Source organism: Aeromonas sp. Marseille-Q5825, assembly GCF_946892685.1.
Lineage (GTDB): Bacteria > Pseudomonadota > Gammaproteobacteria > Enterobacterales > Aeromonadaceae > Aeromonas > Aeromonas rivipollensis.
Window position 1 is genome coordinate 547,502 of the sequence record NZ_CAMPOU010000001.1, and the last position, 12,886, is coordinate 560,387.

Sequence of the window (12,886 nt, forward strand, 5' to 3'; positions counted from 1 at the left end):
CGCGACTGCGATTAGAGCAGAATGGTGGTCAGCACATAGCCCAGGGCGCAGGAGCTGCTGACCCCGATCAGCCCAGGAATGATGAAGCTGTGGTTGATGATGAACTTGCCGATGCGGGTGGTGCCGGAGCGGTCGAAACCGATACAGGCCAGATCGCTCGGGTAGGTCGGCAGCACGAAGTAGCCGTAGCTCGCTGGCAGGAAGGCGATCAGCAGCTTCGGCTCCACCCCCAGCGCCAGCCCCATGGGGGCGATGGCGGTCAGGGCGGCGGCCTGGCTGTTCACCAGCTTGGAGATGAGGAAGAGCACCAGGGCGTAGGTCCAGGGCTGGGCCTGTACCACGTGGGCCAGGGTCTCTTTGAGCAGCGGCATGTGGGCCTGGAAGAAGGTCTCGCTCATCCAGGCAACCCCGAACACGGAGAAGATGGCGACCATGCCGGCCTTGAAGACGGCGCCGTTGGAGATATCACCCGGCTTGACCTTGCAGCGCATCAGAATGATGGCGCCGGCGATCAGCATCATCATCTGGATCACCAGGTTCATGGAGAGGGGGCCAGTCTTGTCCTTGATGGTGAACACCGGACGCAACCCTTCGTTGGCACCGAGCAAGACCACGGCAGCGATGGCGGCGAAGAAGATCCAGGTAGACCAGTAGGCCTCTTTCGGGAACTTGGTGTTGAGCAGGGTTTCACCGCCGCCATAGACGAAGGCGCGCTGCTCCGGATCCTGGATCTTGGCCTGGAACTCTTCATCCTTGTCCAGATCCTTGCCACGGCGCAGGCTCCACAGGGCCGCCATGACCACACCGGTCAGGGAGGAGGGGATGGCGATCATCAGGATGTCGAGCAGGCCGTAAGCCTGACCTATGCCGTGACCGGCCGCCAGAATGGAGACCATGGAGACCACGGCAACGGAGACCGGGGAGGCGCAGATCGCCATCTGGGAGGCAACGGAGGCGACCGCCATGGGGCGCTCGGGACGGATGTTCTTCTGCAGCGCTATGTCGGCGATGATGGGGAACATGGTGTAGACCACGTGGCCGGTACCGCACAGGAAGGTGAGGGTCCAGGTAGTGAGCGGCGCCAGGATTGTGATGTACTGGGGGTGACGGCGCAGCAGGCGCTCGGCCACCTGCATCATCAGGTTGAGGCCACCGGCGGTCTGCAGGGTGGCGGCGCAGCCGATCACCGCCAGTATGGTCAGCATCACCTGCACCGGCGGCTCGCCCGGCACCAGGCCGAACACGAAGGTCAGCAGGAAGAGACCTATGCCACTGATGAGACCCAGTCCCATGCCCCCAAAGCGGGTACCCAGCAGCAAGCAGCCGAGCACCACCAAAAATTCCATCAAGATCATTCCATTACCTCGTGTGATTGAATCCATGTCCGCATTGGCCCTGGGGCCCGGGAGCATCAGTCGTTATTTGCCCCTAAAGGGTTAGTGGGTATTCTGGCACCCCTAAAGGGGTAAAAAATTGAGGTGGTTCAATAACAGACTCTTTTCCGATTTAAGTGCATAAAAACTATGGATATGCCCTTGAACAGGGGCGATCGGGAGGATGGCAGGCAGGGGAAGAGGGTGGTGGGATTTATTCGAGGATCAGGATGAGAGGCGGGGGGCCACAGCCGGGAGAGCAGGAAAAAAAAGCCGACCCAAGGGTCGGCTTTTGCAGGGTGCGAGTCTGGCTCGGCGCGTCTTAGAACTCGGCGGTGCGAGGGGTACGCGGGAAGGGGATGACGTCGCGCACGTTCCCCATGCCGGTCACATAGACCACCAGACGCTCGAAGCCCAGGCCGAAACCTGAGTGCGGTACTGTGCCGTAGCGACGCAGGTCGCGATACCACCAGTAATCTTCCTTGTTCAGGCCCATTTCGGCCAGACGGGCATCCAGCACCTCGAGGCGCTCCTCACGCTGGGAGCCACCGATGATCTCGCCGATCCCCGGGGCCAGCACGTCCATGGCGGCGACGGTTTTGCCGTCGTCGTTGAGGCGCATGTAGAAGGCCTTGATGTCTTTCGGGTAGTTCTTCACCACCACAGGAGACTTGAAGTGCTCCTCGGCCAGGTAGCGCTCGTGCTCGGAGGAGAGATCGATTCCCCAGGAGACAGGGAACTCGAAGCTCTTGCCGCAGTTTTGCAGCACTTCGATGGCGTCGGTGTAGTCAATCTGGGCGAAGTCGGAGGCGACGAAACGCTCCAGGCGGTCGATGGCATCCTTGTCGATGTGCTGGGTGAAGAACTCCAGATCGTCACGGCGCTCACGCAGCACGGCATTGAAGACGTATTTGAGCATGGCTTCGGCCAGGGCGGCGTTATCTTCCAGGTCCGCGAAGGCGATTTCCGGCTCCACCATCCAGAACTCGGCCAAATGGCGGCTGGTGTTGGAGTTTTCGGCGCGGAAGGTCGGGCCGAAGGTGTAGACCTTGGACAGGGCGCAGGCATAGGTCTCGACGTTGAGCTGACCGGAGACGGTCAGGAAGGTCTCCTTGCCGAAGAAGTCCTTGTCGTAATCCACCTTGCCTTCGGGAGTGCGCGGCAGGTTTTCCATGTCCAGGGTGGAGACGCGGAACATCTCGCCGGCGCCTTCGGTGTCGGAGGCGGTGATGAGGGGGGCGGCAATCCACAGATAGCCTTCTTCATGGAAGAAGCGGTGAATGGCCTGGGCCAGGCAGTTGCGCACCCGGGTCACGGCGCCGACCACGTTGGTACGGGCACGCAGGTGACCCTGCTCGCGCAGGTATTCGATACTGTGGCGCTTGGCAGACATGGGGTAGGTGTCCGGGTCTTCGACCCAGCCTACTACCTTGACGTCGGAGGCTTGCAGCTCGAAGGCCTGGCCGCTGCCCTGGGAAGCCACGACCACACCGGTCACTTCCACTGAGCAGGCGGTGGTCAGACGCAGCACTTCATTCTCGTAATTGGCCAGGGTATTGGGAACGACGGCCTGTACCGGATGGAAACAGGAGCCATCGGATATGGCCAAAAATGAGATCCCCGCCTTGGAATCGCGGCGGGTCCGGATCCACCCTTTCACTGTCTGGGTGGTGCCAACCGCATACTTACCGGTCAGCACATCTACTACGGATGCGTGCGTCATCGAAATATTGTCTCCAGCTTGTTCTTGCAGCGCTATTTGCAACACTAGGGGTCTGGCCCGGGCGTGAGTGGCCCACCATGGCAGACTAAGCCGTTAATCTTACCCGCGCGGGTTTGATAAACAAGCAAAAATGTCGGACCCTTGCGGGGTTTTCCCCATGAATCTTGCATGGATCCGGTCGGTTGGGCAGGGGGTGAGAGTGAAGGAACGCAGGCGGGGGCCGGATGGCTGGATACGGGTACTCCAGGGGCTGGTGATCCTCTGCTGGGGCGGCTTCATCGTCCTGCTCTCCCTTTACCACCATGCTCGTCCCGATATTGCCTACGGCTTTCTGGTCTATGGCGGAGTCAAGGTGCGCGACTATTGGGAGCCTGCCCTGACCCCCTGGCTGGTACACGGGCTCTGGGGTTGCTGCCTGCTGACCTTGGGGGTCTTGGCGCTGGAGCGCAGGCGCAGCCGACGGCAAGAGGATGCGCTGCATGTCAATTTGTTCATCCTGTTGCTGATCCTGATTGCCAGCCTGCTGTTTTACTATCTGGCGTGATCCGCCGGCTTGTCGTCCTGTGACGAGGGGGCGGGGCGCTTGCCGAGCTGGCGCTCCACGCTGTCGAGCATCTGGTTGTAGGCGAGTGCCACCCGGCCTATCTCGTCCCCTTCATCCCCCTCCAGCCGGTGGCCGAAGTCGTGCAGGTCGGTGGCCTCTTCCATGGAGCGGGTCAGCTGGTTGAGGGGGCGGACTATCCAGGTGCGGATGACCCAGAGGGTCAACAACAGCCCCAGCCCGAAGATACCGGTGAGAATAAGTGCCGAAGTGAGAATGTTCTGCTCGACCCGGGTAAAGAGGGTATCGAGGGAGTAGTCAAAGCGCACAGCCCCCAGCACGGTATTCTCCGGCACCTGGTGACAGCTGGTGCAGTCGGTGCCGCGAAAATCCGTCTTGGCCAGCAGGGGGCGGGTCACCACCAGCTTGCTGTGGGTGCCGTCGTGCACCACCTCCAGGCTCCCCTTGCCCGCCAGGGCCAGGGCATCGAATCTGTCCTTGGGGGCCTCGGTCTCGCGACCCGCCCCGTACTGCTTGTTGATCGCCGCTCCGCGCACTATGCGGGCATCTTCCACGTGGGCGTGATCGAGGAACTTGGCGCGCAGGGTGTCGCGGGCCTCCATCTTGCCGGTCAGCATCAGCATGTTGAGGCCGTCGAAATAGGCCTCGGTCTGCTCGCGGCTCTGCTCCTTGATGAGGGTCAGGATGAGGTCGCGCTCGCGCACCGCCTGATAGGCCGCGGAAAACACCAATACCATGGAGAAGATGAAGAGCAGGAAGAAATTGATCTTGGCAGTGATGGAGAGGCGCATGGGAAAGGTACATCTGTTGGGTAAAACCCGCGCAGTCTACTCCCCTCGCCAGCCGGGTTCTGGTGTCTCGCTCACATTCTGATGAAAAAGAGCCAAAAGGCCCTGCATTCTCATGCAGGGCCTATTCATCCAGACTCAGAATTCGCCGCTGGCGATGGCCTCATGGATGGCGCGGGTCAATACCCGCAGCTCCTCGGGGCTGATGACGAAGGGGGGCATCAGGTAGATGAGCTTGCCGAACGGGCGGATCCAGGCCCCAAGCGACACGAACTTGCGCTGGATACGCGCCACGTCCACCCGCTCCTTCATCTCCACCACGCCGATGGCGCCGAGTACCCGCACGTCCGCCACCGCCGGGTTGAGGGTCAGCTGCACCAGCTCGGTGCGCAGCTGATGCTCTATGGCGGTTACCCTTTCCTGCCACGGTGAGGCCAGCAGCAGATCGATGGAGGCGTTGGCCACCGCGCAAGCCAGCGGATTGCCCATAAAGGTGGGGCCGTGCATAAAGACGCCGGCCTTGCCGTCACAGATGGTGCGGGCGACCTGCTCCGTGGTGAGGGTGGCCGACAGCGTCAGGTAGCCGCCGGTGAGCGCCTTGCCAAGGCACATGATGTCGGGGCTGATGCCGGCCCAGTCACAGGCAAACAGCTGGCCGGTGCGGCCAAAACCGGTGGCGATTTCGTCGGCAATCAAGAGCAGGCCGAACTCGTCGCACAGGGCGCGCACCCACTGCAGGTAGCGGGGGTGATAGAAGCGCATGCCGCCCGCTCCCTGGACTATGGGCTCCAGCACTATGGCGGCTATCTCTTCGTGGCGATCGGCAACCAGCTCCGCCAGCTCCACCACGCAGCTCTCGTCCCACTGGGCGTGGAAGCGGCAGCTCGGGGCGGCCAAGAAATGGTGCTCCGGCAGGAAGCCCTTGTAGAGCTCGTGCATGCCGCCATCCGGGTCACAGACGCTCATGGCGCCGAAGGTGTCGCCGTGATAGCCGCCCCGCAGGGAGACAAATTTGGCCCTTGGCGTCCCCTTGGCGTGCCAGTACTGCTGGGCCATCTTGAGTGCCACCTCCACCGCCACCGACCCCGAATCCGCCAGAAACACCCGATCCAGCCCAGCCGGGGTGATCTCCACCAGCTTGCGGCACAGCTCCACCGCAGGAGCATGGGTCAGGCCGCCAAACATCACGTGGGACATCTTGCCGAGCTGGGCAGTGGCGGCAGCGTCCAGTTCCGGCACCTGATAGCCGTGGACGCAGGCCCACCAGGAGCTCATGCCATCCACCAGTTCACGGCCGTCGCTGAGGGTGAGGGTCACCCCCTTGGCGCTGGCCACTTCATAGCAGGGCAGGGGATGGGTGAGGGAGGTATAGGGGTGCCAGACGTGGTGCAGGTCGAATTCTTGATTGGTCATTTTGTGTTCTGTTGTCAATTGGTTTGATCTGGTCGGTGTTGACAGTCTACGCGCGCTCTCTACACTAGCCAACAATTTCAGCCACTTGGCGCCAGGCCTCACAACGAGGAGGTCGGCCTGTGGCGGCTTTTGCGGTCCTTCATCCCAGGATGGCGGCGCAGGATCCCACTTATAACAACTGGAAGCCATGTATGAATGCTCTCACCCTGGGCGGTCACGCCCTTCGTCACGACTGGACCCTCGCCGAGGTTCAGGCCCTGTTTGCCCTGCCATTCAACGATCTGCTGTTCCAGGCCCAGACGGTACACCGCGCCCATTTCGACCCGAACGAGGTGCAGGTGAGCACCTTGCTCTCCATCAAGACCGGCGCCTGCCCGGAGGATTGCAAATATTGCCCCCAGAGCGCTCGCTACCACACCGGGCTCGAAACCGAGCGGCTGATGGAGGTGGAAAAAGTGCTGGAGCGGGCCCGTGAGGCCAAGGCCAATGGCTCGTCGCGCTTCTGCATGGGGGCCGCCTGGCGCAACCCCAAGGAGAGGGACATGCCCTACATACTGCGCATGGTCGAGGAGGTGCGTGGGCTGGGGATGGAGACCTGCATGACCCTGGGGATGCTGACTGCGGATCAGGCTGCTCGCCTCGGCGCCGCCGGCCTTGACTACTACAACCACAATCTCGATACCTCGCCGGAGTTCTACGGTGACATCATCACCACCCGCACCTATCAGGACAGGCTGGATACCCTGGAGCACGTGCGCGGCGCCGGCATGAAGGTGTGCTCCGGCGGCATCGTCGGCATGGGGGAGCAGGCCAAAGATAGGGCGGGCCTCTTGATGGCGCTGGCTAATTTGCCGCGTCACCCGGAGAGCGTGCCCATCAACATGCTGGTCAAGGTGAAGGGCACCCCGCTGGAGAACGAGGAGAACCTGGATCCGTTCGAATTTATCCGCACCATAGCCGTGGCGCGCATCATGATGCCCGCCTCCCACGTGCGCCTCTCGGCAGGGCGGGAGAAGATGAACGAGCAGATGCAGGCCATGTGCTTTATGGCCGGGGCCAACTCCATCTTCTATGGCTGCAAGCTCTTGACCACCCCCAACCCCGACGAGAACAGCGACATGCAGCTGTTCAAGCGGCTCGGCATCCGTCCCGCCCAGCGGGCCCAGAAGCCGGATCAGGTACAAGAAGAGGAGCTGCTGGCCGAGGTGAGCCGCCAGAGCGAGCCGACCGAGATCTTCTACGATGCCACCCGTCCCCGCGCAGGTGCCGTCCGTCCATGACTTCCCCTGTTGTCACCGGCCCCTTTGCGCTGGGGGAGGCGCTGGCCGGGCGCGAGCAGGCGGCCCTGCTGCGCCGCCGCATCGCCACCGATGGCCCCACTGGCGCCAGGCTGGTGGTCGATGGGCGCGACTACCTCAATTTCTCCGCCAACGATTACCTGGGGCTCGCCGATCACTCCGCCATCAAGACCGCCTTCAAAGCGGGGATCGACCGCTATGGTGCGGGCGCTGGCGCCTCGCCCCTGGTGACAGGTTACAGCCGTGCCCACCAGCAGCTGGAAGAGACGCTTGCCGACTGGATCGGGGTGGAGGCTGTGCTGCTGTTCAACTGCGGTTTCTCGGCCAATCAGGCGGTGCTCAAGGCCCTGCTCGGCAAGGAGCACCTGTTGTGGCAGGACAGGCTCAACCACGCCTCCCTGCAGGAGATGGGCAGCCAGCTCCCCTGCAGGATGAAGCGCTTCGGTCACAACGACATGGCCGCGCTTGAGCGTCAACTCGAGCCAAACCGGGGCTTGATCGTCTCGGAAGGGGTCTTCAGCATGGACGGGGATCAGGGCCCCTGGCGCGAGCTCGCAACACTCGCCGCCCGGAGCGGCAACTGGTTGATGATCGATGATGCCCACGGCCTCGGCGTGCTGGGGCCACAAGGGCGCGGCACCCTGGCGGCGCAGGGGGTTGACCCTGGCAGCGTGCACATCCAGATGGGCACCTTTGGCAAGGCGCTTGGGGTGGCTGGTGCGTTTGTTGGCGGCAGCCGCGAGCTGGTGGAGTACCTGGTCAACTTTGCCCGCCACTATGTCTATAGCACCCATACGCCGGCCGCCCAGGCCTGTGCGGTCAGCAAGAGTATCGAATTGGTACGCGCTGCTGATGATGCCCGCGCTCATCTTGGCCAGTTGATCGCCCGCTTCCGGCAGGGGGCCGAGGCGCTGGGCTGGCGGCTCGGCGCAAGCGAGACCCCGATCCAGCCCCTGCTGGTGGGGGAGAGCGCGGCTGCCCTGCAACTGGCCCAGCGGCTGCGGGATAGCGGCGTCTGGGTGAGCGCCATTCGCCCGCCCACTGTGCCGGTCGGCACGGCGCGCCTTCGCATCACCCTGAGTGCCGCGCACCGCGAGCAGGATGTGGACAGCCTGCTCGACGCCTTGGGCCCTTGCCCGCCAGGTGTTGGTGCCGAGGGGGCTTGCCATGCATGAGCGCTTCCAGCAGGTCGACAAGGCCCAGCTCGCCCGCCGCTTCGGGGCGGCCGCCCGTCATTACGACGCCCATGCCCGTTTCCAGCAGGAGGTGGGGCAGGCACTGCTTGACCTGATGCCGGACGGGCCGGTCGGTTCTGAACTGACGGTTTGCGGGCTGGATCTTGGCTGCGGCACCGGCTTCTTCCTGCCCGCGCTGGCGGGCCGTTGTCAGCAGTTGCACGGGCTGGATCTCGCTCCCGGCATGCTGGCGCAGGCCGCCCTGCGTGGCAGCGGCGCCCGGCTGGTGTGCGGTGATGCGGAGGCGCTGCCCTTCGCGGATCAGAGCTTGGACTGGGTCTTCTCCAGTCTGGCCCTGCAGTGGTGCGAGCGCCCGGCCCAGGCGTTTGCCGAGATCCACCGGGTGCTCAAGCCCGGCGGCCAGCTGCTGTTCTCGACCCTGCTTGTGGATTCCCTCTGGCAGTTGCGCGAGGCCTGGGGCGTCGTCGACGGGCACGCCCACGTCAATCGCTTCCTCGCCCTGCCCCAGTTGCAGCAGGCCATTGGCGCTGCGGGTTTTCAGGCGCCTGAGTTGACCTCTGTCACCTGGTCCCTCGCCTATCTGGAGCTCAATGACTTGCTGCGGGATCTCAAGGGCATAGGGGCCAGCCAGGTCAATGACGACAGGGCCGCGGGGCTTGGCAACCGCCAGCGCCTGAGGCGTCTCGGGGAAGCCTATGAACGCCACCGCCAGCCCGACGGCCTGCTGGCCGCCAGCTATGAGGTCTGCCTCGGACGCCTGGTTCGCCGCTGATCGGCCGCGGGATCACTCATTTTTGCCTTGTGCCGGGCGGCCACCATCAGGTTCGCCGCCCGGCACAAGCCCATCACTGATACCCAGGTGGTGCCAGAGCGCCACCTTGAACTGCGCTGAGGAATCATCATGGTCAGATCCTATTTCATCACGGGCACCGACACCGACGTGGGCAAGACCCTGGTCGCCCGCACCCTGCTGCAAGCCTTCGCCGCCCAAGGCATAGCCTGTGCCGGCTACAAGCCGATTTCCGCCGGCTGTGCCCGCACCCCCGAGGGGCTTCGCAACCTCGATGCCCAGCAGTTGCAAGCGGCCGCCAGCCTCCCGCTGCCCATCGACTCGGTCAACCCCTATGCCTTCGAGCCCCCCATAGCCCCTCACATAGCCGCGCAGGAGGTGGGGGCGAGCATTCCTCTGGCGGGTCTGTCGGCTGGATTGCGGGAGATTGAGCGGGCCGGGGCCGAACTGGTGATAGTCGAGGGGGCGGGAGGCTGGTTTTTGCCGCTGGATCACCAGCATCTGCTGTCGGACTGGGTCGCCCTGGAGCGCCTGCCGGTGATCCTGGTAGTGGGGGCCAAGCTGGGTTGCCTCAATCATGCCCTGCTCACCTGCGCCGCCATCCGCCATCAGGGGCTGACCCTGGCTGGCTGGGTGGTCAATCGGGTGGATCCGCACATGAGTCGCTACCCGGAGAACCTGGCCACCTTGAAAGCCTTGTTGCCGGCCCCATTTCTGGGAGAGATCCCCTTCGTAGACCAGCCGCTCGAGGCGGATCTGCGCGGGTGTCTCGACATCTCGCCCCTGGGCTGACCCCTCGGCAGCTTAGCTGGGCCCGACATTCAGCAAACATTCATCGAGTCTGTCTATGATCGGGAGCAGGTGTGGTATCAGGTCGATCGTGAATTGGCCCGAACCATGCCTCTATATCTCACAAGGAGTCAATATGAAGCGAATTATGCTATTCCTGGTGACCAACCTGGCCGTCATGCTGGTGCTGGGGGTGGTACTCAATATCCTGTTCTCGGTTCTGGGGATCAACAAGTCCAGCATTTCCGGTCTGTTGGTGTTCTGTGCCGTGTTCGGTTTTGGGGGTTCCTTTATCTCCTTGCTGATGTCCAAGTGGATGGCCAAGCGCAGCTATGGCGTCCAGGTCATCGAGCAACCCCGCAACGAGACAGAACACTGGCTGGTGAGCACTGTTGCCCGTCAGGCCCGTGAGGCTGGCATCAAGATGCCGGAAGTGGGGATCTACGACTCCCCCGAGATGAATGCGTTCGCCACCGGTGCCCGTCGTGACGACTCCCTCGTCGCCGTCTCCTCCGGCCTGCTCTACAGCATGAGCCGTGACGAGGCGGAAGCCGTGCTGGCCCACGAGGTGAGCCACGTGGCCAACGGCGACATGGTGACCCTGACCCTGATCCAGGGTGTGGTGAACACCTTCGTGATGTTCTTCGCCCGCATAGTGGCCGGCGTCATCAGCAACTTCTTCAGCTCCAACAACAGCGAAGAGAGCAGCAGCTCCGGCGGCTTTGCCTACATGATCACCGTCTTCGTGCTGGAGATGCTGTTTGGCGTGCTGGCCTCCATGATCGTCATGTGGTTCAGCCGTCAGCGTGAGTTCCGCGCCGACGCCGGTGCCGCCAAGCTGGCCGGTCGCGACAAGATGATAGCCGCGCTGCAGCGCCTCTCCCGTGGTGCCGAGCCGCAGATGGAAGGGGCCATGATGGCCTTCGGCATCAACGGCAAGCGCTCCATGAGCGAGCTGTTCATGAGCCACCCGCCCATAGAGCAGCGCATCGCCGCCCTGCGTGGCTGATTGCCAGACGCCATAAGAAAACGGCTGCCTCAGGGCAGCCGTTTTGCTTTGTGGTGATGGCACCGCCCCCTGGCGGCGCCATCATCCTATTTGATCACCAGATCGGTCAGCGGCACGGCGCAGCAGGTGAGGATCTTGCCAGCGGCCCGCTCGGCGGCCGTGATGGCCGGGGCGTCCGGGTGATCTACCTCCCCTTCGAGCAGGGTCTGCTTGCAACTGCCGCAGATGCCGGCGCGGCAGCTCCAGGGCAGCTCCACCCCCTGCTTGTGGGCCTGATCCAGTATGGTGCCCTGGTTGTTGCCAGCGAAGGTCTGCTCGCCGATGCGCAGCTGCACCGCCTTGTGGGGGCGGGCCACCGAGAGGATGGCCCCGCCAAAGCTCTCCTGCCGGATGCGCTCGGCAGCGACCCCTTGCTCCTGCAGCAGCCTGACCGCCTCGCTCATAAAGCCGTGGGGGCCGCACAGGAAGATCTCCCGCGCCAGCAGATCCCTGACCTGCTCTAGGTGCCCCTTGCCAAGGCGACCGCTCATGCCCTGCCAGTGCGCATCGGGCTGGCTCAGGATCAGGGTCAGCTGCATGCCTGCCTGACTCATGGCGTGCAGCTCGGCGGCGGCCGGAATGTCGGCCTCGCTGCGGCACAGGTGCATAAAGTGCACGTCGTCGAGTTCGTGTCTGAGATGCAGGGTGCGGGCGATGGAGAGCATGGGGGTGACGCCTGAGCCCGCCGAGAGCAGCAGCAGCTTGCGCTCGGTGCCGAGGTGAAACTCCCCGGCCGGGGGGGCGGCCAGCAGGTGGTCGCCCACCCGCAGCTCATGGTGCAGCCAGGGGGAGATACGGCCATCGGCCAGCTTCTTGACGCTGATGCTGTAACGCTCGGGCCTCTCCGGGGTGGAGCTCAGGGTATAGCGGCGCTGTTGCCTCTCCCCCTTGATGTCGAGGCTGATGGGCAGGTGCTGGCCCGGCAGATAGTCGGGCAGGGGCTCGCCGTCGGCGGCCTCGAACCAGAAGGTCTCCAGATCCCGGGCCAGGGACTCACGGGCGACGCAGACCAGCTCCCGCTTCTTCGGCGCCGCATTGGGGTAGACGTGGGGGCGGGTGCTTTCCAGCACCTCGATCTCGCTGCCCGCCTCAATCCAGCCCTCGTTCAGGGCCACCAGATTCTGGCCGAAATAGACCTCGCCATCTTGGCCACGGCGGTAGCGGGTGAGGGTGGCGAGCGGCTCTTTCAGGGCGTTGAAGCGATCCGTGCCCGCTTCCACAGTGGTCATGATGCAGCGGCTGCAGGGCTTGGCCACCAGAAACTCCACCTCGCCGATGCGGATCCGCTTCCAGCCATCCTCCTCGAAGGGGCGGGTGCCGCTCGCCACCAGGTTGGTGCGAAACTGGCTCATCTGGTGCAGGGCATCGGACCTCAGGTTGAGATCATCGAGCGAACTCTGGCTTATCAGCAGCAGGGGATAGCCGTCGGCAAAGCTGACCCGGGTACCGGTTTTCTCCCGAAAGCGGTCAGAGGTTTCGCCGAGCCAGAGCAGGCGAACCGGCTCACCCGCCACCCGGCTCAGCCACTCATCGGCCTGGGACTGGGTGTGCAGGGCATGGAAGCTGTCACCCCAGACCCCGGTGGCCTGGGGGGCGCGGCTGAAGTCGGCCTCCTGCAACCTGAGCTGCGCCATTCCCGGGTAACGCAGTTGCAGGCCGCCCTCCACCGGGGTGGCCGTCACCAGTTGCAACTGGGGGTGGGTGCGGGCGGTGATGAAGCTGCCGTCCGGCTTGACCACCATGTAGCGGCGATCTCCCAGCAGCCCCTCCTCGGTCACCAGGGCACGGGTCAGCGGCATGCCCGCCGTCGATTTGATGGGGTAGAGATGAATGCTGGCGAGGCTGGGCATGTCAGGGTCCTTGTGCTGTGGCGATTCCAGTGAAGAGGGCAAGATAACGATTCCTG

11 protein-coding genes are annotated in these 12,886 nt (G+C 63.7%); 6 read left to right on the plus strand and 5 right to left on the minus strand.

From position 1 onward, the window contains the following. Positions 1–11: 11 nt before the first annotated feature. Both OC537_RS02630 and asnS read right to left on the minus strand, forming a co-directional pair. Complete coding sequence (locus tag OC537_RS02630; RefSeq protein WP_025326310.1) at positions 12–1,355, minus strand: anaerobic C4-dicarboxylate transporter; 1,344 nt, start codon at positions 1,353–1,355, stop codon at positions 12–14. 340 nt (positions 1,356–1,695) lie between these two features. Beyond that, positions 1,696–3,096, minus strand: a complete 1,401-nt coding sequence (gene asnS / locus OC537_RS02635; RefSeq protein WP_234569157.1) for an asparagine--tRNA ligase — start codon at positions 3,094–3,096, stop codon at positions 1,696–1,698. Positions 3,097–3,295: 199 nt separating this feature from the next. On the opposite strand from asnS, the gene OC537_RS02640 reads away from it, so the two are divergent. Continuing rightward, positions 3,296–3,640, plus strand: coding sequence for a hypothetical protein (locus OC537_RS02640; protein WP_262109103.1), 345 nt, complete (start codon positions 3,296–3,298; stop codon positions 3,638–3,640). Here the strand turns inward: OC537_RS02640 and OC537_RS02645 are convergent. Both OC537_RS02645 and bioA read right to left on the minus strand, forming a co-directional pair. Continuing rightward, entirely contained in the window at positions 3,628–4,449 is an 822-nt protein-coding gene (locus OC537_RS02645; RefSeq protein ID WP_025326317.1) for a HAMP domain-containing protein, read from the minus strand. The two genes, OC537_RS02640 and OC537_RS02645, sit on opposite strands and share 13 nt — an antisense overlap. Before the next feature lie 135 nt (positions 4,450–4,584). Continuing rightward, on the minus strand, positions 4,585–5,859 hold the full coding sequence (bioA, locus tag OC537_RS02650) for an adenosylmethionine--8-amino-7-oxononanoate transaminase (protein ID WP_262109107.1): 1,275 nt from the start codon (positions 5,857–5,859) through the stop codon (positions 4,585–4,587). Between the two features lie 191 nt (positions 5,860–6,050). Between bioA and bioB the strand changes: the two genes are divergently transcribed. The 5 genes from bioB (at position 6,051) to htpX (ending at position 10,941) form a co-directional block, all read left to right on the plus strand. Beyond that, positions 6,051–7,139 carry a biotin synthase BioB gene (bioB, locus tag OC537_RS02655; RefSeq protein ID WP_262109109.1) on the plus strand — a complete coding sequence of 363 codons (1,089 nt, stop codon included), beginning with the start codon at positions 6,051–6,053 and terminating at the stop codon, positions 7,137–7,139. Beyond that, positions 7,136–8,332 (plus strand): 8-amino-7-oxononanoate synthase, encoded by a 1,197-nt coding sequence (gene bioF / locus OC537_RS02660; RefSeq protein WP_262109111.1) that lies wholly within the window; start codon positions 7,136–7,138, stop codon positions 8,330–8,332. Before bioB ends, bioF begins: the two co-directional genes overlap by 4 nt. Next, entirely contained in the window at positions 8,325–9,125 is an 801-nt protein-coding gene (gene bioC, locus OC537_RS02665; protein ID WP_262109113.1) for a malonyl-ACP O-methyltransferase BioC, read from the plus strand. Before bioF ends, bioC begins: the two co-directional genes overlap by 8 nt. Before the next feature lie 129 nt (positions 9,126–9,254). Beyond that, positions 9,255–9,935 (plus strand): dethiobiotin synthase, encoded by a 681-nt coding sequence (bioD, locus tag OC537_RS02670; protein WP_262109118.1) that lies wholly within the window; start codon positions 9,255–9,257, stop codon positions 9,933–9,935. 133 nt (positions 9,936–10,068) lie between these two features. Continuing rightward, entirely contained in the window at positions 10,069–10,941 is an 873-nt protein-coding gene (htpX, locus tag OC537_RS02675) for a protease HtpX (RefSeq protein ID WP_106887413.1), read from the plus strand. Between the two features lie 86 nt (positions 10,942–11,027). Here htpX and OC537_RS02685 read toward each other — a convergent pair whose 3' ends face one another. After that, positions 11,028–12,830, minus strand: a complete 1,803-nt coding sequence (locus OC537_RS02685; protein WP_316044141.1) for an MOSC N-terminal beta barrel domain-containing protein — start codon at positions 12,828–12,830, stop codon at positions 11,028–11,030. Positions 12,831–12,886: the final 56 nt, after the last annotated feature.

Bases quoted from the DNA above. Each gene is read 5' to 3' on its own strand.
- OC537_RS02630 (WP_025326310.1), bottom strand. From the start codon at position 1,355: ATGATCTTGATGGAATTTTTGGTGGTGCTCGGCTGCTTGCTGCTGGGT.
- asnS (WP_234569157.1), bottom strand. From the start codon at position 3,096: ATGACGCACGCATCCGTAGTAGATGTGCTGACCGGTAAGTATGCGGTT.
- OC537_RS02645 (WP_025326317.1), bottom strand. From the start codon at position 4,449: ATGCGCCTCTCCATCACTGCCAAGATCAATTTCTTCCTGCTCTTCATC.
- bioA (WP_262109107.1), bottom strand. From the start codon at position 5,859: ATGACCAATCAAGAATTCGACCTGCACCACGTCTGGCACCCCTATACC.
- bioB (WP_262109109.1), top strand. From the start codon at position 6,051: ATGAATGCTCTCACCCTGGGCGGTCACGCCCTTCGTCACGACTGGACC.
- bioF (WP_262109111.1), top strand. From the start codon at position 7,136: ATGACTTCCCCTGTTGTCACCGGCCCCTTTGCGCTGGGGGAGGCGCTG.
- bioC (WP_262109113.1), top strand. From the start codon at position 8,325: ATGCATGAGCGCTTCCAGCAGGTCGACAAGGCCCAGCTCGCCCGCCGC.
- bioD (WP_262109118.1), top strand. From the start codon at position 9,255: ATGGTCAGATCCTATTTCATCACGGGCACCGACACCGACGTGGGCAAG.
- htpX (WP_106887413.1), top strand. From the start codon at position 10,069: ATGAAGCGAATTATGCTATTCCTGGTGACCAACCTGGCCGTCATGCTG.
- OC537_RS02685 (WP_316044141.1), bottom strand. From the start codon at position 12,830: ATGCCCAGCCTCGCCAGCATTCATCTCTACCCCATCAAATCGACGGCG.